21 protein-coding genes and 1 pseudogene are annotated in these 22,333 nt (G+C 46.2%); 14 read left to right on the top strand and 8 right to left on the bottom strand.

What is annotated here, in order from left to right:
• Positions 1–197 precede the first annotated feature (197 nt).
• A complete protein-coding gene (locus QUA10_RS01380) occupies positions 198–677 on the top strand; it encodes a hypothetical protein (RefSeq protein ID WP_333081267.1) in 480 nt (159 codons plus the stop codon).
• A 118-nt stretch (positions 678–795) separates the two neighbouring features.
• On the opposite strand, the gene QUA10_RS01385 is transcribed toward QUA10_RS01380, so the two are convergent.
• On the bottom strand, positions 796–1,299 hold the full coding sequence (locus QUA10_RS01385) for a hypothetical protein (RefSeq protein WP_333081266.1): 504 nt from the start codon (positions 1,297–1,299) through the stop codon (positions 796–798).
• Positions 1,300–1,744: 445 nt separating this feature from the next.
• On the opposite strand from QUA10_RS01385, the gene aroA reads away from it, so the two are divergent.
• The gene (gene aroA, locus QUA10_RS01390; protein ID WP_333081265.1) at positions 1,745–3,100 is read left to right on the top strand and encodes a 3-phosphoshikimate 1-carboxyvinyltransferase; all 1,356 of its coding nucleotides are present in this window, start codon (positions 1,745–1,747) and stop codon (positions 3,098–3,100) included.
• A gap of 113 nt (positions 3,101–3,213) precedes the next feature.
• Here the strand turns inward: aroA and QUA10_RS01395 are convergent, their stop codons facing one another.
• From QUA10_RS01395 to QUA10_RS01415, 5 genes are all read right to left on the bottom strand, one after another.
• Positions 3,214–3,651: a CAAD domain-containing protein gene (locus tag QUA10_RS01395; protein ID WP_333081264.1), complete on the bottom strand. Its 438-nt coding sequence runs from the start codon at positions 3,649–3,651 to the stop codon at positions 3,214–3,216.
• A 196-nt stretch (positions 3,652–3,847) separates the two neighbouring features.
• A complete protein-coding gene (locus tag QUA10_RS01400) occupies positions 3,848–4,855 on the bottom strand; it encodes a 2-hydroxyacid dehydrogenase (protein WP_333081263.1) in 1,008 nt (335 codons plus the stop codon).
• A 159-nt stretch (positions 4,856–5,014) separates the two neighbouring features.
• Positions 5,015–5,749, bottom strand: a complete 735-nt coding sequence (locus tag QUA10_RS01405) for an ABC transporter ATP-binding protein (RefSeq protein ID WP_333081262.1) — start codon at positions 5,747–5,749, stop codon at positions 5,015–5,017.
• Between the two features lie 135 nt (positions 5,750–5,884).
• On the bottom strand, positions 5,885–6,541 hold the full coding sequence (locus QUA10_RS01410) for an energy-coupling factor transporter transmembrane protein EcfT (protein WP_333081261.1): 657 nt from the start codon (positions 6,539–6,541) through the stop codon (positions 5,885–5,887).
• Entirely contained in the window at positions 6,534–7,463 is a 930-nt protein-coding gene (locus QUA10_RS01415; protein WP_333081259.1) for an energy-coupling factor ABC transporter permease, read from the bottom strand. Before QUA10_RS01415 ends, QUA10_RS01410 begins: the two co-directional genes overlap by 8 nt.
• 728 nt (positions 7,464–8,191) lie before the next feature.
• On the opposite strand from QUA10_RS01415, the gene QUA10_RS01420 reads away from it, so the two are divergent.
• The 6 genes and pseudogenes from QUA10_RS01420 to QUA10_RS01445 all read left to right on the top strand — a co-directional run bounded on the left by QUA10_RS01420 (position 8,192) and on the right by QUA10_RS01445 (position 13,893).
• Positions 8,192–8,770 (top strand): hypothetical protein, encoded by a 579-nt coding sequence (locus tag QUA10_RS01420; RefSeq protein ID WP_333081257.1) that lies wholly within the window; start codon positions 8,192–8,194, stop codon positions 8,768–8,770.
• A 116-nt stretch (positions 8,771–8,886) separates the two neighbouring features.
• Positions 8,887–9,321: a ferritin-like domain-containing protein gene (locus QUA10_RS01425; RefSeq protein ID WP_333075906.1), complete on the top strand. Its 435-nt coding sequence runs from the start codon at positions 8,887–8,889 to the stop codon at positions 9,319–9,321.
• Positions 9,322–9,417: 96 nt separating this feature from the next.
• Entirely contained in the window at positions 9,418–10,380 is a 963-nt protein-coding gene (locus QUA10_RS01430; protein WP_333081256.1) for an FTR1 family protein, read from the top strand.
• 596 nt (positions 10,381–10,976) lie between these two features.
• Positions 10,977–11,714 carry a response regulator transcription factor gene (locus QUA10_RS01435; RefSeq protein ID WP_333081299.1) on the top strand — a complete coding sequence of 246 codons (738 nt, stop codon included), beginning with the start codon at positions 10,977–10,979 and terminating at the stop codon, positions 11,712–11,714.
• 696 nt (positions 11,715–12,410) lie between these two features.
• Positions 12,411–12,905: pseudogene (locus QUA10_RS01440) on the top strand (chlorophyll a/b binding light-harvesting protein); the annotation flags it as partial.
• Between the two features lie 472 nt (positions 12,906–13,377).
• Entirely contained in the window at positions 13,378–13,893 is a 516-nt protein-coding gene (locus QUA10_RS01445) for a transcriptional repressor (protein ID WP_333081255.1), read from the top strand.
• A 149-nt stretch (positions 13,894–14,042) separates the two neighbouring features.
• Here QUA10_RS01445 and QUA10_RS01450 read toward each other — a convergent pair whose 3' ends face one another.
• Both QUA10_RS01450 and QUA10_RS01455 read right to left on the bottom strand, forming a co-directional pair.
• A complete protein-coding gene (locus QUA10_RS01450) occupies positions 14,043–14,897 on the bottom strand; it encodes an Npun_R2479 family HD domain-containing metalloprotein (protein WP_333059034.1) in 855 nt (284 codons plus the stop codon).
• 311 nt (positions 14,898–15,208) lie between these two features.
• Positions 15,209–15,412, bottom strand: a complete 204-nt coding sequence (locus QUA10_RS01455; protein WP_333081254.1) for a hypothetical protein — start codon at positions 15,410–15,412, stop codon at positions 15,209–15,211.
• 454 nt (positions 15,413–15,866) lie between these two features.
• On the opposite strand from QUA10_RS01455, the gene rpsL reads away from it, so the two are divergent.
• The 6 genes from rpsL (at position 15,867) to QUA10_RS01485 (ending at position 22,154) form a co-directional block, all read left to right on the top strand.
• On the top strand, positions 15,867–16,247 hold the full coding sequence (rpsL, locus tag QUA10_RS01460) for a 30S ribosomal protein S12 (RefSeq protein ID WP_006632197.1): 381 nt from the start codon (positions 15,867–15,869) through the stop codon (positions 16,245–16,247).
• Between the two features lie 145 nt (positions 16,248–16,392).
• Entirely contained in the window at positions 16,393–16,863 is a 471-nt protein-coding gene (gene rpsG / locus QUA10_RS01465) for a 30S ribosomal protein S7 (protein ID WP_006632196.1), read from the top strand.
• 345 nt (positions 16,864–17,208) lie between these two features.
• Complete coding sequence (gene fusA, locus QUA10_RS01470; RefSeq protein WP_333081253.1) at positions 17,209–19,281, top strand: elongation factor G; 2,073 nt, start codon at positions 17,209–17,211, stop codon at positions 19,279–19,281.
• 101 nt (positions 19,282–19,382) lie between these two features.
• Entirely contained in the window at positions 19,383–20,612 is a 1,230-nt protein-coding gene (gene tuf / locus QUA10_RS01475; protein WP_242724596.1) for an elongation factor Tu, read from the top strand.
• 182 nt (positions 20,613–20,794) lie between these two features.
• Positions 20,795–21,112, top strand: coding sequence for a 30S ribosomal protein S10 (gene rpsJ, locus QUA10_RS01480; RefSeq protein WP_006632193.1), 318 nt, complete (start codon positions 20,795–20,797; stop codon positions 21,110–21,112).
• A gap of 400 nt (positions 21,113–21,512) precedes the next feature.
• On the top strand, positions 21,513–22,154 hold the full coding sequence (locus QUA10_RS01485; RefSeq protein WP_015174045.1) for an LON peptidase substrate-binding domain-containing protein: 642 nt from the start codon (positions 21,513–21,515) through the stop codon (positions 22,152–22,154).
• Positions 22,155–22,333 lie beyond the last annotated feature (179 nt).

Consider the following 22,333-nt stretch of genomic DNA (forward strand, 5'->3'; position numbering starts at 1 on the left):
CGACAGTCGATATATCGATCGGCCCGCTGACACACCCAAAAACGGATACTGTGCCGCGTACACTCGCCTTGTGGACAATCCCTAATTTTAGACCAAAGTTCCAGCTCCTTTGATTCAATGTCGCAAGTAAATCGAAAATCGAGTGACGCACTCTACGACAAAATCCCAGAATCTACTTTTTTTGCAACCGAGGATTCATGTACTTTTTTCGCAAACAGATTGCCATCCTGTTGATAGTTGTTGCTTGCTGTACGCTGACGATTAGTTGCAGCGATAGCCGAGCTGTCCAGTGTACTAAATTTACTGAAATTGTCAACAAAGGCAACGCTCTCCTTGAGGTTGACAAAGACAGCAACGATGCTGCAACGACCGACAATTTAGCTAAAAATTTGAACCTGATAGCGAATGAACTTGAGGATCTGCGAATAACAGATCCAACCCTCAAAGAAATTCAGCAGCCATCGGTTAAATCATTCCAGGAAATTAGTCAAGCACTCGGCGACATAAGCAAAAGTCTTCAGGCTGGAAATCTCGCTTCTACAAGTATAGAAGGTCGAGAGCAAATCCAAACCGCTCAAGCAGATATTATTAGAGCCGGCCAACAGGCGAATCAAGCAGCCGCAAATCAAGACGCTTTGACTAGCAAACTGATTAATTATTGTAAGGGCGATCGCTAAAGGCTAAGAGTTTTGAGTTTTGAGATGGCCACGCGAACCCCAACAAACCACGGGGGGTGAATGAATTTGAGGAATGCGTCGCCTTCACCTACTATCTACCCCTTTGCAATTACCCAATTTAGTGATGAATTTCTAGATTCAAAATATAGCGACCGAGTTGTACTTTCTCCGACCACAACTCGTATTCTAACCGCAAGTGATCCGGTTCCGGCTTTCCTGTCAGCGTCAAGTTGCGAGTGAAGTTGCGGAGTCGCAACTGTTCGGGAGTGGCCAGCGATTCGCCCTGAAGCCAATAACGGCTCAGGCCGTACATTCCTCGTTCCCAGCAGTGGCGGTAACTGTATTTGCCGTTTCCTTGCATGGTCATAATGACTCGATAGGGGGAAACTTCTAGCCAGAGCAACCGGGGTTTTGTAGTTGGGGGTAAGATTGTAACTTGCTCGGCAGATGCGTCGGAGTCGTCAGAAAATTGGCGATCGAGGATGGCTGGTTCGTGCAACAACAAGTGAAAGCGATCGCGGTCTTTTTGATAAAGCGTACCAGCGGTTTCAACAACTGACCACAATGGTAAATCTGTGGATACCAGCGATAAACTTACAGGCTTGCGGTGATGCGTCAGCATAAACAAAAGTGTAGGAGTTGTTGTGGATCGGGGGGTTTGAGATTTGAGATTTTAAGCTTTAGATTTTAGATTTTAGATTAGCTGGGTTCCAAATTCCGGAGCTTTTGCTTAAAAAAATGAAAAATCTACAACTGGCAATCGAAAATCGAAAATTGTTTAGTCACAATTCAATCATCTGGTCGATAACTCACAGCAGGACATGAAATCTAAGCATATACACGGATAATATTTGTGAAATTAATGTGAAATTAAAGTGAAATCCGTGCTGTTGCGTCCGCACTCCTGTGTCCTCGATAACTGACAGCGGAGTCTCTGGGCGAGTTTAATCAGGCTTTAAGTTAACCGGACACATTGGGAAAAAACCCGCAGGCCGTACAAAAGACGACTGACTTAGGACTGAGAAAAAGGTAGGATAGCTAACGCCATCCAATCCTAGTTTATCTCAATGCAAGCTGACATTATAACTACTACGCTTCTTGACAAAAGCCAAACTTTAAGCATTCAAAAACCGACCTCGGGCTTGTCGCTGGTGGGGAGGATTCGAGTTCCGGGCGATAAGTCAATTTCTCACCGAGCTTTGATGTTGGGTGCGATCGCCCAAGGTGAAACTACTATTGAGGGACTACTCCTAGGGGAAGACCCCCGCAGCACGGCTAAATGTTTCTCGCTCCTGGGGGCCAAAGTTTCTGAACTCAACGCGGAACGGGTGACAGTCACGGGCGTCGGAATTGGCGAGTTAGAGGAGCCTGTAGAAGTCTTGGACGCTGGCAATTCCGGCACAACGATGCGGCTAATGTTGGGAATTTTAGCTTCTCATCCGGGGCGTTTTTATGCGGTAACGGGTGACAGTTCTTTGCGATCGCGCCCGATGTCGCGCGTCATTAAACCGCTGCAACTTATGGGAGCGCAAATTTGGGGTCGAAAGAGCAATTCTTTAGCTCCCTTAGCGATACTAGGACAGCAGTTAAAACCGATTCACTACCATTCTCCGATCGCCTCGGCTCAAGTTAAATCTTGCATTTTGCTCGCCGGTTTGATGGCGGAGGGAGAAACTACAGTCACAGAACCCGCTCTGTCGCGGGATCACAGCGAACGGATGCTGCGAGCGTTTGGAGCCCAATTGAGCGTCGATCCAGAAACTTGTAGCGTGACAGTTACTGGGCCGACACAACTGCAAGGGCAGAATGTGATTGTACCGGGGGATATTAGTTCGGCGGCATTTTGGCTAGTTGCTGGGGCGATCGTCCCGGGTTCGGAACTCCTAGTCGAAAATGTCGGCGTCAACCCAACTCGTACAGGCATTTTGGAAGCTTTGGAAATGATGGGGGCCGATATTGAACTGCAAAATCAGAGAGAGGCCGCCGGAGAACCTGTAGCGGATATTTTGGTTCGCAGTTCCGGCCAATTGCGGGGATGCACCATTGCGGGCGACTTAATTCCCCGACTGATTGACGAAATCCCGATTTTGGCAGTAGCGGCGATCTTTGCGTCGGGTACTACAATAATTCGAGATGCGGCCGAGTTGCGAGTCAAAGAGAGCGATCGGCTGGCCGTGACTGCTGCCGAACTCAACCGCATGGGAGCCCAAATTTCCGAGTTACCCGACGGTTTAGAAATTACCGGGGGAACTCCTTTGACCGGCGCGGATGTTGACAGCTACACCGACCACAGAATAGCGATGAGTTTGGCGATCGCAGCCCTCAACGCCACAGGTACTACTAACATTCACCGGGCAGAAGCTGCTGCCATTTCCTACCCCGAATTTACCGCCACTTTGCAACAAGTTTGCCATCCAAATTAAGATTGGAAATTTGGCATTGGGCATTGGGCATTGGTTGCTGGTTACTTGTTATCGGTTATTGGTATAGCCTCACAAATAACAAATAACCACTAACTAATGACTAATGACTTCCTCTAAGAATCTTTCCCTACAACTTGTTCTTTTAAAGAATCAATTTCCGTTAACAACTCTTGGCGATTAGAAGCCTTGAGCAGATACCGGTAAACAAACCAACCCGTATATCCCATGCCAATCAACTCAAAAATTGGAGCTACCAAAGGGACATCATTAAGAGCACCTAAAACTCCCAGCATTACCTTAATACTAATACCGCCTGCCAGAATTAAACCAACAGTTATGAGGGGCTTTTGGTAGTCAGCAAAAAAATTAGAGAGATAGGCTGGGAGTTCCGACAAAATTGTAATAACTTGGTCTTTAATATCTTGGAACTGGCTCGCCGTTGTTTCCGTGGTTGTCACTGTAGTCATTACCCCCGGTTTGTCATCCACCAGGTCTACTGTGACGACTTCAGTAACTGTTTGTGTCTCGTCCGAAAAGTTAGCTTGTGTCATTGGATACTTCCTCCGTTGTCAGGTAAAATTGCAGGCTGTGAATTGCTGCCAGTATAATTCTCCGGCAATTAGCACAGCATTCGCGCTGCAGGGACTAATTGATGAGACTAAGGCAGAGCTTCACAAATTGCAAGCAAAAATAAGGATAAGACTTGATTGTAAACAATTCCCCTCGTTGCTAAATCGGTCTTTTGACTCATTTTTTCACTTGATCGAGGTCAATTTGATTCGGGCAAGGGCGTCCTTGTTCAAAGTCGGTGATATTGCCGATCGTGGTTTCGGCGATATTTTTCAAAGCTTCCTCGGTGAAAAAAGCTTGGTGTCCGGTAATCAGGACGTTGGGGAAAGTCAGCAAACGCTGAAATACGTCGTCTTGAATGACGTGATTTGACAAATCCTCAAAAAACAGATCCGTCTCTTGTTCGTAAACATCTAAACCGAGGTAGCCAATTATACCAGACTTCAGTCCTTTGGTAACAGCTTTAGTGTCAATCAACTGACCGCGGCTGGTATTGATCAGCATCATCCCCGGTTTCATTTGCTCGATCGCCTCTGCACCGATTAAATGGTAAGTTTCCGGTATCAGCGGACAGTGGAGGCTGACAATATCAGAGGTGGCGAACAGTTCGGGGAGTGCGACGTATTTCATGCCTAGGGCGAGGCAATCCGGGTTTTGGTAAACATCGTATCCCAGCAGGTGACACCCGAATCCGTGCAGAATTTGGGCAGTAATTGCGCCAATTCTGCCTGTTCCGACGATTCCCACCGTTTTGCCGTGGAGATCAAAACCCAACAATCCGTCTAGGGCGAAATTGCCTTCGCGGACGCGGTTGTAGGCCCGATGGATTCTGCGGTTGAGGGACAAAATCAGAGCGACTGCGTGTTCGGCCACTGCGTAGGGAGAATAAGCGGGAACTCGGAGGAGAGTTAGATTTAAATCCTTCGCTGCTGCTAAATCGACGTGATTGAATCCGGCGGATCTCAGGGCCAGCAACCGAACGCCTTTTTCGGCAATGCTAAGCAGCGTTTTCGCGTCCAAAGAGTCGTTCACGAACGCGCAGACTGCCGGAAATCCAGCAGCCAAAACGCTGGTTTCCAGGTTCAGACGCGGTTCAAAAAAAACTAAATTGTGTTTGTCGCCGACATTCGCTGCTTCCAGAAATGTGCGATCGTAAGATTTGGTGCTGAATACGGCTACCTTCATGATTTTTGCCTGCAAACCCAGTAATAGTGGGAAATTCTTTCCCGATCAACTCTAAAGTTTACTAGAACGCCGTTGCCCCAAACAACCCACTTTCCATGAGACATATCGCTTGTGGTTAGTTATGACTACTTTATGTAATGACTAATAAACAATGGTTAATTACCAATCTGGCGGCAAATTGTAATATTCGAGAGTTGATTTGTCTGCCAGCAAATCTTGGGTTTTTCTGTCAATTTTAATCTCGCCATCCGCCAAAACTAAAGCCCTTTGAGTTGTTTTCCCGATCCAATTCAAATTGTGAGAAGCGATCAAAATTACCTCGATCGGCAATTGGGACAAAACTGACGCCAAGTGACGCCGCCACGAGGGATCTAGTCCATTAGTCGGCTCATCTAAGATTAAAATTGCTGGCTCTAATGCTAAAATTGCTGCCAAGGCTGCTAACCTTCTTTGACCTCCAGAAAGTTCGTGGGCAGAACGGTTGGCAAATTCTACTAAACCAAATTCGTGTAATAGCGCTAAAGCTCGATCGCGCGCAACTCTCGGCGGCACTCCGTAATTGCGCGGCCCAAACATGACATCCTCTAAAATAGTGGGCATAAATAGCTGGTCGTTAGCATCTTGAAAGCAAAATCCAATCTGCCTGCGTGCCTGCGATAAAGTCTTCGGTTCCAATTTTTTTCCCTGCACTCTAATCTCACCGGATTGAGGCACTTTTAAGCCGATCAAGTTTTCCAGCAAAGTGCTTTTACCAGCACCTGTCAGGCCGAGTAGAGCAACTCTTTCTCCGGGTTGCAAAGTAAAAGAAATTGCCCGCAATATTGGCTTTTGATCGTGATATCCGAATACTAAGTTTTCTACTTCGATTGTAGGCACGGATTTGAGTATAGTCAATTTTTATTTTCCTCGATTTTAGGATTAAGAGTATTTAACCGCAGAGAGCACAGAGGGCGCAGAGAGGGGAAGGGAGAAGGCAAAAGGTAGAGGCAGGAATTAATCAATTACCAATTACCAATTGCCCCTTCTAAATTACCACTTACCATAAGAAGCTATTGTTAATCCGGCTGCCATTAAAATTGCTACTGTCAGCCATAGTAGCTCTTTTGGTGTTGATTTTGAGTCAGCAGGTAAAGCTCCTTGATACCCGCGAATTAGCATGGCTGCGTGTACTCTTTCTGCCCGATCGAGACTTCGCAAATAAAGCGCTCCGATCATGGAAGCACTGGCGTAACGCAGCCATCCTCCGGTACCGGACAAGCCCCGGAGTTGGGCAGATATTTTCATGCGGTTGACTTCTGCCAGCAGGATTTCTAAGTATTGTCCTGTTAAAAGTACAATCTCTTGCAAACCTGCTGGTAGGGGTAATCCTTTGAGGGCAATTCCGAAACTGTGGGGTGGCAAAGTTAGCAGAAAACTGTTCATAATTAGCAAGCAAATTAGGGAACGCAGCAACAAAAAACTGGCGCGTTCCCAACCTTGGGGCAGCACTAATAAGGAGAGAAAAAGCAATTCTGCTCCCAAAAGTTGCGCGAGGGTTCGCACCGGAGCCCGGAGCCAAAACGACCAAAAAAGTGCGATCGCCCCATAAATTCCCAGCCACAGCCAAGCGCCTGTCTTCAGAAAACCCATGCCAATCACAATTGTGAGAGACACTCGCAATCGAAAAGGTATGGAGAGTTTAGACATCTTTAGGTTTTACCACCAACTGAGCAATCCCAAAAGCCGCGCCGAAGCTGAAGGCAGACCCTAAAAGTCCAGCAATGCTAGTACCAATCGGCTGTTCTTCTAATCCTTTAACTGTGTAATCTGCTAAAGGAGTGGGATTTTCGATTGCCACAGCTTCTTTATCTTTAAAGCCGTATTTTTCGGCTACCGCTTCTAACCCGTCAGGCCAACTTGAAGCAAACAGTGAAAGCACCCCGGAAATTAATAAAACTCCGATTACTGGCACTACCCATTTCTGCAATTGTGGCTGTTGTCCCGGCAATAAATCCGGCCGCACTTTGACGAGATAAGTTAACACGCCGCCTGTAATTACCCCTTCGCCAATCCCAATTAAAATATGTACGCCTACCATTGCTGGCAATGCGATATTGAGCCCTACGGTACCAGAAATTGCCAATTGAATCGCCACACTAATCGAAGCAGCCACGACGCTAAGGGCGGCTGCAATCCCTGCTGCTAGGGGCAAACGATTTCTGGAACCTCCCAAAAGTTGCTGCAATGGCTGCAACAGCCACCAGCCCACCCAAATGCCAACTAGCCCCATGTTAAAAATATTGGCTCCCAGGGCGGTGATGCCCCCGTCGGCAAACAAGACGCTCTGAATTATAAAAACGGTGCTCATTGTCAAAGTTGCCGCCCAAGGGTTACCCAAAACGACGGATGCGAGCGCCCCTCCCAACAAGTGGCCGCTGGTGCCGCCGGCTACGGGAAAGTTGATCATCTGGGCTGCAAACACGAAAGCTGTGGTTAAGCCCATGATTGGGGCTTGTCGAAGTCCAAGACTGGCGCGGGTTCGATTTAGGGCAACTGCAATTAATGCTGCGCTTGCTATGCCGGTGGCAATGGCTACTGGCGGTGAAAGAAAACCATCAGGTATGTGCATTGATGTATCCAAACGAGAGAAGTTCCAACTCTTTAGTCAACTATTTTTTACAAAAATTTAAAACCCCCTCTGGGGGCATTAATGCGATCGAGCGATGGGGGGATTTGTGGCTGGCAATCGCTTACTCGATATAGATTCGGGCTTCCCAGCCAGAGTTTTGAGGATGAGAAATGTAACATTAAATAATCCTGAAGAATTATTCGGATATTTTACCGACCCCCCCCACATTCAAGCTTTTTGATAAGAATTATCAATGTTTGTTTACAGATTAAACTGAAAAATGTATTTACCATCAAGCTCAAGCAATTTTTTTAAAAAAATATAAAGAAAAGAAAATCCCTAATTAATTTTATTTGCGGCTCTTCAGAATAATTTGTATTAATCTGTTGACGATAGCAGCAGCTAAATTGCCCGATAGCTAATCCAAGCCAAGCCAAAGTATGGCGTGTTTTTGAAAGAAAAAACTCCTTCCTAATTATTACTTAGTTAGTAGAGTTATTGGTTGCCGTCACAGCTATGTACTGGCATCCTCTCTTCCATACTTACCGTTAAATTAAATAATGTGAGGTTTGATAATGGAGACAAAAAATAAGCTACTCCCCGCCAGGGAGATGCACAAAATAGTTTGGATCAGCATCGGACTTTTGAGTTTTTTATTTGTGACTTATCCCATCACAATGTTTAACGTTAGCCCAAAATAAAAGTTTCGCGGTTTCCATGTCAAATCTTTGACAAGTGAGGGGCAAAATCCCGCTAAGGTAGCAGATGCTAATCCTGTTCCTAATAAATCGGCCCAATCAGCTATTGCGAGTAGCAGTGCGCTTCCGGCTATGTTTACTGACAGTCAAAAAAAGCTGCCTGAAAAGTCTTCTGATGTTGCACCTTCTACTAATAATTCTTCTGAAACAGCTATTGCCAGTAGCCCTAAAGATCAGACTGTCCAATCTGCACCTGTATCAGCAGGCAAGCAGGAAGTTCAGGCAGTAGATAGAACAAATCAGAGAGCAGAAATTACCGATCGCGCTAAACTATATGAGTTAGCTCTGAAAGCCTACGATCGCATCGATCGAAGTTGGCAAACTAGCCCTACGTTCAATCAAAATCTAGTCTATCGAGTCAGCACAAGTCAAGATGGGGCGATCGCCCATTTCGATCCGCTCAATCAACCAGCCAAGGATTTCATCCCAGAACCTGCTTTGCCAAATCTGCTGAAATCTTCTGAAACTAGCAGCAGTAACAGTACAGCAGTATTCGTTAAGTTTATTGTAGTGTTTGCTCCTACTGAAACCTTAGAAGTTAACCCGTAACTCACATACAACCTCTCTCCGGTAAAGTGCGCCATCAGCACCTTACTTTTCATTTTTAACTTAAATGTGATATTATAAACAGCGCCATCTAAGGCCTGCTACTTCTAAAACAACAAATGAAAGAACTTGACGAGAAAAAAACCCAGGAACTGCTATGCACCATCATGGAATGGGAACTTGCAGGTGTCGTGCGCTATACCCACTATTCACTAATGGTGACAGGGCCAAACCGGATTCCCATCGTGCAGTTTTTTAAAGCACAAGCCACAGAATCTCTAATCCATGCCCAACAAGCAGGAGAAATTCTCACCGGTTTAGAGGGGCATCCTAGTCAGAAAATTGCTCCAATCGAAGAAACCTACAAACACTCGGTGAAAGACTTGTTAGAAGAAAGTTTAAATCACGAGAAAAAAGCGCTCAAAAAGTATAAATCTTTACTTGAAGTTGTGACAGACTCCAGCGTTTATTTGGAAGAATATGCCCGCAATTTGATTGGGCAAGAAGAATTGCACCAAGTAGAATTGAAAAAAATGCTGCGGGATTATAGTTGATTTAATCATTAGTTAGTTGTTATTGGTTATTGGTTATTGGTTATTTCCACTCACCAATGACCAATACCCCATGCCCATGCCCCATGATTATAAAAAATGAATTTTAGTGAAGCCATACCCACTTTTGTAATTACCCTCCGCGAAGGCGTAGAAGCCGCCTTAGTTGTCGGAATTGTACTAGCTTGCCTCAAAAAAGCCGAGCAAAGTCACCTCAATTCTTGGGTTTATGGAGGTGTCGCAGTCGGCATTGGTGCTAGCGGTATTGTGGGTATTATCTTCAATGGATTGCTCGCAGCATTATCAACCTCAGAGCAGCCTTACGCACCAGTCATTAAACAGCTATTAGAGGGAGTGTTGGGCATTGTGGCGATCGCAATGCTAAGCTGGATGCTAATTTGGATGACTCAGCAAGCTCGCTTTCTCAAAGCAGAAGTTGAAGGAGCAGTTACAGCAGCTTTAACAGAAAATAGCAATGCCGGCTGGGGCGTATTTGGCTTAATTTTTATTGCGGTACTGCGCGAAGGTTTTGAAACAGTTATATTTGTCAGCGCTCAATTTCAACAAGGTTTAACTCCTGCTTTGGGTGCTTTGGGCGGTTTGACTGGGGCGGCAATCCTTGGCGCGCTACTGTTCAAGTGGGGTGTCAAAATTGATATCCGCCTGTTTTTCAAGTTTATGGGGATTTTGTTGCTGTTAATCGTAGCAGGTTTGGCAGTATCTGCACTCAAACATTTTGACCAAGCCGCTGGGATTTTGTCGCAGATGAATAGCAAATATTCAGCAATTTGTGTTTATTACGATCGCCTCGCACCAGTCCACTCTTGTATTTTAGGGCCTATGGTGTGGAATGCAGGGGAAATTTTGCCCGATCGACAATTTCCAGGAGTGCTTCTCAAAGCACTGTTTGGATACAGAGATCGACTTTATCTCGTCCAAGCAGCCGCTTACACAATATTCTTAGCCACCATCGGCGGTCTTTATTTCCAAAAATTAGGCTCTAAGGCGACTGTTCCCAACAAAAATACTCAGCAACCTCAATCGGAAACTCGCCCTCAGTAGGTATGCAACCTGTTTTTATCGGTTGTTTTGCTGATTCCAGGGCGATAAAGAAATTAGCCCCACACGCAAAAAATTGACCAAAAACTTTCAGTTTGCGGGATTTATTATTTGACTTTTATATGATATCATTAAATGATGCCAACATTGTTTATTTGTTTTATAAATAGTCATATTAATATTATTTAATAATACCGTCAATACCCCAAAAAAGCAAGCCCTACCGATCAAAAAACACAAAAATTTTATCAGCAAAATTAACTAACTTAAAAAATTTACAGTTAACGGTTAACAGGGTTATGCAAAACGCGGACTACCGTTAGGGCGATCCTGTGAAGCCCCAAGCGCACCCTGCAAAAGTTAAGGCTGTTCTTTCCGACCCAAAATCTGTCCCCAGCAAGATTTTTGGTAAACAGTTTTCTGATAAGCGCTCTTAGGGCTTATAATTAGTACAAGAATATTTACAGAGTTCCGAAAGTTCTTAATCAACCTTATAATCCTTAATGAAGCTTAAAATTAAAAAATTGTTCGTTAAAGTTACCTGGAACCCCCAGAAGGCTGTAGGATCTGCCATTCGGTTAGCGGTGAGATAAATAATGATGCCTCGGATACTTGTTATTGATGATGACGCGGCGATCGCCGAACTCGTAGCAGTCAACCTAGAAATGGCTGGCTACGAAGTCACCCAGGCAGAAGACGGCATCAAAGGTCAGGCACTAGCCATACAACTGCTCCCCGACCTGATCATGCTAGACCTCATGCTGCCTAGAGTAGACGGATTCACCGTATGTCAGCGTTTGCGGCGTGACGAGCGCACCTCAGACATTCCCGTCTTGATGTTGACAGCCTTAAGTCAAACTCAAGACAAAGTAGAAGGCTTCAACTCCGGCGCCGACGACTACCTGACCAAACCCTTTGAACTAGAAGAGATGCTAGCCCGAGTGCGAGCTCTACTAAGACGCACAGACCGCATCCCCCAAGCGGCCAAACACTCCGAAATCCTGAATTACGGCCCGCTGACCCTTGTCCCCGAAAGGTTTGAAGCTGTTTGGTACGCTCAGACAGTCAAACTGACCCACCTAGAGTTTGAGCTGCTGCACTGCTTGCTTCAGCGCCACGGTCAGACAGTCTCTCCTAGCGAAATTCTCAAAGAAGTGTGGGGTTACGACCCCGACGACGACATCGAAACTATTCGTGTACACATCAGACACCTGAGAACCAAGATGGAACCCGATCCCCGCCATCCTCGGTACATCAAAACCGTATACGGGGCTGGTTATTGCCTGGAGTTACCCAACAACGAGCAAGTAGCTGAACAAACAAAATCCTCTGCTTGAGCTAGCACGCCAGATGCAACAAGCAGTTAAAAGTTCCGCTAGAAAAGCCTGAGAGCAAATGCTCTCAGGCTTAGTTGTTTGGAGTTTGAGATGAATATGTCAACAAGTAGGCATTAACTCTCTTCATTCGGAAAAAAACAATCCCACACCCCCCTCTAACCGCGCGGTTTCATTCTCTTGTAGGGGCTGCCCCCCGTGGCTGCCCCCATGTCTGAAACTGTGAAATCGCCTGTGGGGGGGTAGGCACGGGGGCACTACCCCTACAAAATCGCGATTTTCGTGAGAATGAAACCGCCCTGCCTCTAACCGTACTTTTAGAGAAGCTTGTCCATAGGAAAGTACCGGATTTCTTTTTCCACCTTGTCTTTTCCGAGAGGATTGGATACCTACTTAAACAATACTCTAGCCATAATACTCTTTAATAATATTATTTATCAATAAATTTAGAGGTATTCCTTGAGCTGCTATTTTGGCTAAGGAGAAGCCAAACTCCGCTCAAGCGCCAAAAACAGTCATAATCGTGATATAACGATGTTTTTTCCTACTGATTTACATACCTGAACTCAAATCAGTGAAAATTTTTCTCAAATACCCCTTGACTAAACTACTAAAATTGTTGATTATCTATATCAATAATCTGTGATCGCTTAAAACTCCACTGACATCTTTCTCAAGAGGTAAATCGCCGTGACCAGCATGGCAAAAAAATCCTTCCCAGCCGAAGGAAAATCATTTCCCTGGTGGGTCGGCAACGCCCGCTTAATCAACCTTTCCGGCCGTTTGCTCGGTATCCACGTCGCCCACGCCGGCCTCATCGTCTTCTGGGCGGGAGCCTATACCCTATTAGAGCTTTCCCGCTTTAACTCAGAATTGCCCATGTACGAACAAGGCTTAATCCTGTTGCCAAACCTGGCCAGACTCGGCTTGGGCGGGGGTGCGAGAGGCAAAATTGTCGAGACTGATCCGTATTTCGCCGTTAGGGCGATTCACCTAATCAGCTCAGCCTTTCTCGGCTTCGGCGGCATCTTTCACTCCCTCAAAGAGCCAGCCACCCTCGAAGCAAGAACTTCTTTCTTTGGCTACACATGGGAAGACGCACACAAAGTGACCACCATCTTGGGCATCCACCTAGTTTTGCTGGGTGTCGCTACCTTCTTGTTGGGGGCTAAAGCTATATATCTCGGTGGTTTATGACTGTCTTTTTCTAATATTTATGTATTGCCACTTTGATTATTTTTGTGGAGTCTGTCCGTAACATTGCCAGAAGGAGTGCATCAAATCAAGTGCTTGTATCCAATTCCTTGTGATTGGAATTTTTTTACTAACGACTACCGCCTCACATTTACAGTGCGCCCGTGCGTTGCTTGTGCTGAAGATGCGAGCGGTTGCACTGACTTTGAACCTAAGACTTGTTTTATTAATGCTTATCCGCAACATTGCTATAAACTTCACAAAAATTACGCAGAAATACCGAAAACAACTTTTTCAGTTCCACTTTTAGCAAAGGGGATAGGTGGCTAGCAGATTACCCTGGACTAAAGGGGGAGTCTAGAGTTATATGGATTATCACGGAAAATATACTTTAGGAGCATCTAAAAAATAGCACGAATAAATAACAGATAATCCATGACCATCCTCGTTCAACTTTTTTATTTTTTCCGACATGAATTTATACAGTGCTAACTCACTCAAAGTCGAACTCAACCAAAGAGGCTGCCGCCTGACTCCCCAGCGAGAAACTATTTTGAGTGTCTTTCAAAATCTACCGCAGGGTAATCATTTAAGTGCGGAAGAATTATACAGGACTTTGCAGAATCAAGGAGAACGAATAGGCTTGTCTACTGTCTACCGAACGCTGCATTTATTAGCAAGGATAGGAATTTTGCGTGAACTAGAATTAGCAGAAGGACACAAACATTACGAACTGAATTTTCCCGAATTGCACCACCACCATCATCTGGTTTGCATTCAGTGTCACAAAACCTTTGAATTTAGCGATGAATCAATTTTAAAAATTGGCAAAAAGCAAGTTGAAAAAGCTGGGGTAGAACTGCTTGACTGTCAGTTAACTGTGCGTGCTGTTTGTTTGGAAGCGCTGCGGGAGGGATGGCCTTCTTTGGTACCCAGTAATTGGTTGTGTCCCAGATATCATTCTGAAATGGATGAGGAAATTAGTTGATTTGGATGAAATACACTTAGGTAATATGGAATTGGTGACAATTGGTAATTTGTGCTTTTTTATTCGTTATGAGCTGTTAGTTATTAGCACCTACAAATAACAAATGATAACTGACAACTGACTGCTGACTGCTGAATTCACTTTTGCAATCAAGCAACCTCAGAAGAATCGCAACGTTGGTGTTCCATCCGAAATATGTTAGCGTACAAACTAGCAACAATCTGTTTGCCTTCCTGCGTCAATTGCAAGTAACCGAGAGATTCACTGATGTGAGGATAAATGCCGCTCCAGTAAAACTTAGAGTAGCTTTGCAGCAAGTCGCCCGGATGTCGATAGCCCAAAACTTTAGTAGCACCGCTTTCTTCCAACTCATAAAACAGCGCGCCAATTTTCTGCAAATATTGCGGGTTGCTGAGCTGACCTATCAAGTCAGCACCGCGCACTAAACTAGAATAATTACCTGCATCCTCGTCAGTGTTGCCGTCAAGCACCGAGAAACGAGTCTGTTCTATGTTCTGCTTAATTATCTCAGCATTAATTAGCTTGTGGTTGCCGAAGCGCTCGTCAATAAACAATTTAGCTCTGTCAACTCGGTAAGGAGCTAAGCTAGCGGCTGTTGCACCGGGAGCAAGTGCAATTCTCATGCCATCTTTTCCCGTAGCATATAATCCTTCTGATTCTTGGTCTTGCCGGCAAACTCCTTTGACATATCCGATGTCTTGGCACAGCAAAGAAATAATGAAGTGCAGCCAATCTTCGCAGGAAACTCCGCCCTTGCGAATGTGTTTTCCCCGCAAGATTTCTTGACCGACTAAGCTAATGCAAATGGCGTGTTCTACATTGTGATAAAGAGCGTCGCTGTTGGCGATGTTTTCTAACGCCATTGCCCCCACCCAGGCAATAATGTCAGCATAATCAGATTTGTAGCCTCCGTAAGTGCGGCTGTACCCGTTCTGAAGTTGTTCGATGAAAGCCTCGATCAGCAGTTCTGTAGAATTAAACATACCCTATCCTTTTACCTTAATATTTCCTTTTAAGAGCGGTGCATCTATTGGGGATTCGTCTACTTTTATGGATGAGATTTTAGCTCATACCAATTCACTATCAAGATACACTAAATGAGGCTGATGTCTTTTTGGTTGGAACTATATCCTTAGCGTTATATTAAATGCAGCTTGATAGTAAATTGGTATCACCACTCATGCACGCCGTGTGTGTTGTGCTCCGTGGGTGGCAATCTCAAAACTCATTGACGCAGCTACGCCCGGGGAGTCACGAAGCAATCTCGCGCCCTGACTCAAAACTCCCAAGCAACTCAGTCCATCACTGACACCCATCCCCGCCGTACTGCATACAGCAGCCTGCTGACAATTTTTCGATCCTCTGAACTTTTTAAACTGTGAGAATTAATTGCGTATTGAATTTCCTGGAACTGATCCCGATCGATCTTACCGGATTTCCAAATATTCAAGTAAAGTTCGGAAATTTTATATTCAGGAATATAAGCTTTGGTTGTCATCTGCAGTCAACTCAATGTATATTTCTTATTGTCCGGCAGTTTTAGATAATTTTATGTGATGTAGATCGGCTATAGACTGTGATGCGATCCCAGGCAGGAGTTAATGCACTTCTCCTAACAATGGTAATTTGAGCGAAAAAGCGCGATATTGCGATCTCATAAATTTTGCTGACGGCTGTGAAAATCATCATAGTTGCGCCTAAATTATAGGATGTCACATACCATTCTCCCGTTGCGCTCGCCCCCTCCCAACTTGCAGCAAGGAAGAAAGTTTGAGTGCGGGTCGCGCAAATTTCTTGCCAAAGAAACACGCGTCGTGTACAATATAGAGTCTGGTATCCTCACTTACCCATAATTATTTTCATTCATCCCGTCCCCCCAGAGGGGAAGGGACTTTCAGTGCGGATACAGCCAAATCACTATATTCAGCAAAAAGCTAGAAATGCCGTAACTCATGCCCACTATTCAGCAACTCATCCGTTCAGCACGGGAACAAACGCAGAAAAAAACCAAATCGCCAGCTCTCAAGAGTTGCCCCCAGCGCCGCGGAGTTTGCACCAGAGTGTACACGACCACCCCGAAAAAACCCAACTCGGCGCTGCGGAAGGTGGCTCGGGTACGGCTGACCTCTGGTTTTGAAGTGACCGCCTACATCCCAGGGATCGGTCACAACTTGCAAGAACACTCGGTAGTAATGATCCGGGGCGGTCGGGTAAAAGATTTGCCCGGAGTTAGATACCACATCATTCGGGGTACATTAGACACCGCTGGGGTGAAAGACCGCAAGCAGGGTCGTTCCAAATACGGGGCCAAGCGTCCTAAAGAGAAAAAATAACACGGAACTCGCCCGATCGTAGGGGTTGGGAAGCAAAAATAAATCCGATTGCGCCGCTCAATTGCACGCTCGCTCGTCATCAATAGAGATGTGATCCCAAAACCCCAAACTCAATCATTCAAAATCAAAAATCCCAAATAGAACTATGTCTCGCCGCACAGTTATTCAAAAACGTCCAGTTCCACCAGATCCAACCTACAACAGCCGGTTGGTAAGCATGATGGTGAGACGGATCATGCAGCACGGCAAAAAATCCGTTGCCTCCAGCATCGTCTACGACGCCCTCAAAACCATCCAAGAACGCACAGGGGCTGAACCGTTAGATTTGTTTGAAAAAGCAGTCAAAAACGCGACACCTCTGGTAGAAGTCAAAGCCCGCCGGGTAGGTGGCGCCACCTACCAAGTTCCAATGGAAGTGCGTTCCGATCGCGGTACCACCCTCGCCCTCCGCTGGCTGATCAGATTTGCCCGCGCCCGCACAGGCCGCTCGATGGCAGCCAAGCTAGCCAACGAACTGATGGATGCAGCTAACGAAACAGGCAGTGCTATTCGCAAGCGCGAAGAAACACACCGCATGGCTGAAGCTAACAAGGCTTTTGCTCACTACCGCTACTAACTGCAACATCGGGCATGGAGAAGAGCGCGATCGTGCGGTATAAAAGCATCGGGTGAGAAATTGGAAAGTGTAAGTTTTGAGTGTTGAGATTGCTTCTCTTGGCGCAATTGCGATTCGTGAAGCAAACTCAAAACTCCTAAAATCAAAATTCATGCACTCAAAATTCATGCACTCTCTGAATCCTCCATGTCGCATCCTTAATATTTTTGTAAACAAATTTTGCAAAAAATATTAAAATGTAACAATAAGCTCCAGAGACTTTTGTAAGTCGCTGGGGAGTGCAAAATAGGGTTACTGTGTAGTATAATAGTATTATAACAGCAACACAAGATTAAGGAGGTAGCTGTGGCACGTACCGTCCCGCTAGAAAAAACTCGCAACATCGGCATCGCAGCCCACATCGACGCGGGCAAAACAACAACAACTGAAAGAATTCTGTTCTATTCAGGCATGGTTCACAAAATGGGTGAAGTGCACGAGGGAACAGCAGTCACTGACTGGATGGAGCAAGAGCGGGAGCGGGGAATTACGATTACTGCCGCTGCTATCACCACCAGTTGGAAAGATTACAAAATCAACATCATCGACACTCCCGGACACGTAGACTTCACGATCGAAGTCGAACGCTCGATGCGAGTGCTCGACGGAGTGATCGCAGTGTTCTGCTCGGTAGGGGGAGTGCAGCCGCAATCCGAAACAGTTTGGCGACAAGCCGATCGGTACAAAGTACCGCGGATCGTGTTCGTCAACAAAATGGATCGGATGGGCGCAAACTTCTACAAAGTCTACGGCCAAATTCGCGATCGCATGAGAGCGAACGCCGTACCCATCCAAATCCCGATCGGCAGTGAAGAAAACTTCCGGGGAATTGTAGACTTAGTGCAAATGAAAGCCTATATCTACAACAACGACACGGGAACCGACATCGAGGAAGTAGAAATCCCCGATGAAGTAAAGGATCTAGCCGTAGAATACCGCACCAAGCTGATCGAGTCCGTAGCAGAAACCAGCGACGCCCTCACGGAGAAATACCTCGAAGGCGAAGAGTTAACGGAAGACGAAATCCGCTTGGCCCTGCGTCACGGCACTGTCGAAGGTACGATCGTCCCCATGTTGTGCGGTTCGGCATTCAAAAACAAAGGCGTTCAGTTGTTGTTGGATGCAGTCATCGACTATCTGCCGTCGCCCTTGGAAGTTCCTCCAATTCAAGGACTCCTGCCCAACGGCGACACAGCAGAGCGGTTTGCCGACGACAACGCCCCGCTGTCAGCCCTGGCATTCAAAATCATGGCTGACCCCTACGGTCGGCTGACCTTTGTTCGCGTCTACTCAGGTATCCTCAAAAAAGGCACCTACGTCCTGAACTCCACCAAAGACAAAAAAGAGCGGGTTTCTCGCCTAATTGTACTCAAAGCGGACGATCGGATAGAAGTTGAGGAACTGCGGGCAGGAGATTTGGGAGCAGCCTTGGGTTTGAAAGACACCTTCACCGGCGACACCCTCTGCGAAGAAGGAGCGCCAGTGATTCTGGAATCTCTGTTTATTCCAGAGCCAGTCATCTCGGTGGCTGTCGAACCCAAAACCAAACAAGACATGGAGAAGCTCTCCAAAGCCCTCCAGTCACTCTCGGAAGAAGACCCCACCTTCCGAGTCAACGTTGACCCAGAAACCAACCAGACAGTCATCGCCGGCATGGGCGAACTGCACCTGGAAATCCTGGTAGACAGGATGCTGCGGGAATTCAAAGTAGAAGCCAACGTGGGTCAGCCACAAGTAGCCTACCGTGAAACCATTCGCAAATCCGTCCGCGCCGAAGGTAAATTTATCCGCCAAAGTGGCGGTAAAGGTCAGTACGGTCACGTCGTGATCGAACTAGAACCCACGGAAGTTGGAAGCGGCTTTGAATTTGTCTCCAAAATTGTTGGTGGCACTGTACCCAAAGAGTACATCGGCCCGGCAGAACAAGGGATGAAAGAAGCGTGCGAATCAGGTATTGTAGCAGGATATCCCGTGATTGACCTCAAAGCTACTATGGTAGACGGGTCTTTCCACGACGTAGACTCCTCAGAAATGGCATTTAAGATCGCCGGTTCAATGGCGATCAAAGAAGCCGTGATGAAGGCGTCGCCAGTGCTGCTAGAGCCTATGATGAAAGTAGAGGTTGAAGTTCCCGAAGATTATATCGGGAACGTCATCGGAGACCTCAACTCGCGTCGGGGTCAGATCGAAGGTCAAGAGACGGATCAGGGGATAGCCAAAGTTTCTGTAAAAGTTCCACTAGCAGAAATGTTTGGTTACGCCACCGACATCCGCTCGAAAACCCAAGGTCGAGGCATCTTCACAATGGAATTCAGCCATTACGAAGAAGTGCCGCGAAACGTGGCTGAAGCCATTATCGCTAAGAACAAAGGGAACTAATGATTTTGGATTTTAGATTTTGGATTTTGGATTGAATCCAAAGTCTAGAATCTAAAATCTCAAGTCTAAAATCGCTAAAAAAAACAAGGAACAGATCAAGAATGGCACGCGCAAAATTTGAACGGAATAAACCCCACGTAAACATCGGCACGATCGGTCACGTTGACCACGGCAAAACAACTTTGACCGCCGCGATTACGATGACTCTCTCTGCACTAGGTCAAGCAAAGGCTAAGAACTACGCCGACATCGACGCTGCCCCAGAAGAAAAAGCACGGGGTATTACGATTAATACTGCTCACGTGGAATACGAAACCACAGGTCGGCACTATGCTCACGTAGATTGCCCCGGACACGCTGACTATGTGAAAAACATGATCACCGGTGCTGCTCAAATGGATGGCGGCATTCTAGTAGTGTCAGCAGCAGACGGCCCCATGCCTCAAACTCGCGAACACATCCTGCTAGCTAAGCAAGTTGGCGTTCCCAGCTTGGTTGTGTTCTTGAACAAAGAAGACATGGTGGATGATGCTGAACTTTTGGAATTGGTAGAACTGGAAGTTCGCGAACTTTTGAGCTCTTACGATTTTCCGGGCGATGACATCCCCATCGTCACAGGTTCGGGATTGAAAGCTCTCGAAGCGATGCTTGCTAATCCCAAGACTGTCAAGGGCGAAAATGAGTGGGTTGACAAAATTTACAAGCTGATGGAAGAAGTAGATGCTTACATCCCCACCCCAGAACGCGAAGTTGACAAGCCTTTCTTGATGGCAGTTGAAGACGTATTCTCGATTACTGGTCGGGGTACTGTCGCCACAGGCCGGATCGAACGTGGAACTATCAAAGTCGGCGAAACAGTCGAATTGGTGGGTCTTAAGGACACTCGCAGCACTACAGTGACTGGTGTGGAAATGTTCACCAAGTCTCTGGAAGAAGGTTTGGCCGGCGACAACGTTGGTCTACTGCTGCGGGGGATTTTAAAGGCGGATATTGAACGCGGAATGGTGATTGCTAAGCCGAAAAGCATCCTGCCGCACACTCAGTTTGAATCTGAAGTGTACATCCTGAAGAAGGAAGAAGGCGGCCGGCACACGCCCTTTTTCTCTGGATATCGTCCTCAATTCTACGTCCGTACCACTGACGTGACCGGCACGATCGCACAGTTCACCGCTGATGACGGTACTGAAGCAGAAATGGTGATGCCCGGTGACCGGATCAAAATGACTGTTGAGCTGATTCACCCGATCGCGATCGAACAAGGAATGCGCTTCGCTATCCGCGAAGGCGGCCGCACCGTCGGCGCCGGCGTTGTTTCCAAAATCCTCAAGTAGGACTCCGATAACAGCTTAAATAGCAGAAAAGCCACCAAATTTAATCAGGCTTTTCTGCTATTTAGTGATTAGTTATTACTCAGAAATCTGCTGTTAGCAGTTAGCCCAAAAACAACTGCAAATAGACGACAGACAACAGACAACAAACAACAAACTGAACCTCGAAAATTCAAGAAACAAAAATGGCAACAATTCAACAACAAAAAATTCGCATTCGCCTCAAAGCTTTCGATCGCCGAATTCTAGACGCATCCTGCGAAAAGATTGTAGATACAGCAAATCGGACAGCAGCCACAGCGATCGGCCCGATTCCCCTACCGACAAAACGCCGGATTTACTGCTTGCTGCGATCGCCCCACGTAGACAAAGATTCTCGCGAACACTTTGAAACCCGCACGCACCGCCGGATTATCGACATTCACCAGCCATCGGCCAAAACAATTGACGCTTTGATGAAATTGGATTTGCCAGCCGGCGTAGATATCGAAGTCAAGCTGTAGATTGACTCTTTAGAAACTCGGAAGAAGGAACAAAAATTAAATAACTTGTTCCTTCTTTTTGTTGAAATTTTCCAAGTTATTAGGTATTAGTTATTAGTTAATAATCAGCAATAATTTCTGTTATGGCACGAACTTAAATAATTATTCTTAATTAAGGCGCGATAACTACAAAAAAGCTCCTTGAGCAGTCGCTATAATCGCCTTCGGGATCGCTTAGTTTAGCAAAAAGGTATATTTAACATTTTGATGCAATAACGCCTTTGTCAAGCTGCCAGCACCGGAGATAGCTCGCCGTCGCTTCCGTTGCCACCGAAAAAGCCCGATCGCTCCTGCCCCGGAATTGCCTTTAATCAGTTAAAGTAAGAAAAATAAGCGCAAGTACCGTCACTTTTGAGCGACAATGGCATCCTCTTCCTCTGTAGCAGTTCGCGAACTCCCCTTATTTCCGTTGCCGGAAGTGGTTCTATTTCCAGGTAGACCACTCCCGCTGCAAATCTTCGAGTTTCGCTATCGAATCATGATGAATACGATTCTGGAGGGCGATCGGCGTTTCGGTGTACTCATGTGGGACCCCAACCAAAACAAAGTCTCTGCCGTTGGCTGTTGCGCCGAAGTGATTCACTGTCAGCGCCTCCCCGACGATCGCATGAAAATTATGACTCTCGGACAACAGCGGTTTCGAGTGCTTGACGCCGTTCGGGAAAAACCATATTTAGTCGGTCTGGTAGAGTGGATCGAAGACGCACCGCCGCAACAAGACCTCAGACCTTTGGGGAAAGATGTTGAACAACTGCTGAGAGATGTAGTTCGCCTCTCCAGCAAATTGATGGATCAGCCGATCGACCTGCCCGAAGACATTCCCAGTTTGCCTACAGAATTGTCCTACTGGGTAGCCAGCTACCTGTACGGCGCCGCGACAGAACAGCAAACTCTTTTAGAATTGCAAGATACTGCGGCGAGATTGGAACGCGAAACCGAAATTTTGACTTCTACTCGTAATCACTTGGCAGCGAGGACTGTACTTAAAGATACCCTCAAGTAGCCAATTTGCCTAGGAAAAAGCACGATCGGTTTGACCTGAAGTGAAAAAAGAATTACACACAAATCATTCGATTTTTGATTTTTGGTTTTCGATTGACTGATGAACTAAGGGTTTGGATCGCAGCCCTACAGTTCCATTCTTTTTGGGAACTGGCATCTGTTTAATTCTTAACTTCAAAC

It is taken from the genome of Microcoleus sp. Pol8_D6 (assembly GCF_036700965.1).
In the GTDB taxonomy this organism is placed as follows: domain Bacteria; phylum Cyanobacteriota; class Cyanobacteriia; order Cyanobacteriales; family Microcoleaceae; genus Microcoleus.

Bases quoted from the DNA above. Each gene is read 5' to 3' on its own strand.
- QUA10_RS01380 (WP_333081267.1), top strand. From the start codon at position 198: ATGTACTTTTTTCGCAAACAGATTGCCATCCTGTTGATAGTTGTTGCT.
- QUA10_RS01385 (WP_333081266.1), bottom strand. From the start codon at position 1,299: ATGCTGACGCATCACCGCAAGCCTGTAAGTTTATCGCTGGTATCCACA.
- aroA (WP_333081265.1), top strand. From the start codon at position 1,745: ATGCAAGCTGACATTATAACTACTACGCTTCTTGACAAAAGCCAAACT.
- QUA10_RS01395 (WP_333081264.1), bottom strand. From the start codon at position 3,651: ATGACACAAGCTAACTTTTCGGACGAGACACAAACAGTTACTGAAGTC.
- QUA10_RS01400 (WP_333081263.1), bottom strand. From the start codon at position 4,855: ATGAAGGTAGCCGTATTCAGCACCAAATCTTACGATCGCACATTTCTG.
- QUA10_RS01410 (WP_333081261.1), bottom strand. From the start codon at position 6,541: ATGTCTAAACTCTCCATACCTTTTCGATTGCGAGTGTCTCTCACAATT.
- QUA10_RS01415 (WP_333081259.1), bottom strand. From the start codon at position 7,463: ATGCACATACCTGATGGTTTTCTTTCACCGCCAGTAGCCATTGCCACC.
- QUA10_RS01425 (WP_333075906.1), top strand. From the start codon at position 8,887: ATGAAAGAACTTGACGAGAAAAAAACCCAGGAACTGCTATGCACCATC.
- QUA10_RS01430 (WP_333081256.1), top strand. From the start codon at position 9,418: ATGAATTTTAGTGAAGCCATACCCACTTTTGTAATTACCCTCCGCGAA.
- QUA10_RS01435 (WP_333081299.1), top strand. From the start codon at position 10,977: ATGCCTCGGATACTTGTTATTGATGATGACGCGGCGATCGCCGAACTC.
- QUA10_RS01445 (WP_333081255.1), top strand. From the start codon at position 13,378: ATGAATTTATACAGTGCTAACTCACTCAAAGTCGAACTCAACCAAAGA.
- QUA10_RS01450 (WP_333059034.1), bottom strand. From the start codon at position 14,897: ATGTTTAATTCTACAGAACTGCTGATCGAGGCTTTCATCGAACAACTT.
- QUA10_RS01455 (WP_333081254.1), bottom strand. From the start codon at position 15,412: ATGACAACCAAAGCTTATATTCCTGAATATAAAATTTCCGAACTTTAC.
- rpsL (WP_006632197.1), top strand. From the start codon at position 15,867: ATGCCCACTATTCAGCAACTCATCCGTTCAGCACGGGAACAAACGCAG.
- rpsG (WP_006632196.1), top strand. From the start codon at position 16,393: ATGTCTCGCCGCACAGTTATTCAAAAACGTCCAGTTCCACCAGATCCA.
- tuf (WP_242724596.1), top strand. From the start codon at position 19,383: ATGGCACGCGCAAAATTTGAACGGAATAAACCCCACGTAAACATCGGC.
- rpsJ (WP_006632193.1), top strand. From the start codon at position 20,795: ATGGCAACAATTCAACAACAAAAAATTCGCATTCGCCTCAAAGCTTTC.
- QUA10_RS01485 (WP_015174045.1), top strand. From the start codon at position 21,513: ATGGCATCCTCTTCCTCTGTAGCAGTTCGCGAACTCCCCTTATTTCCG.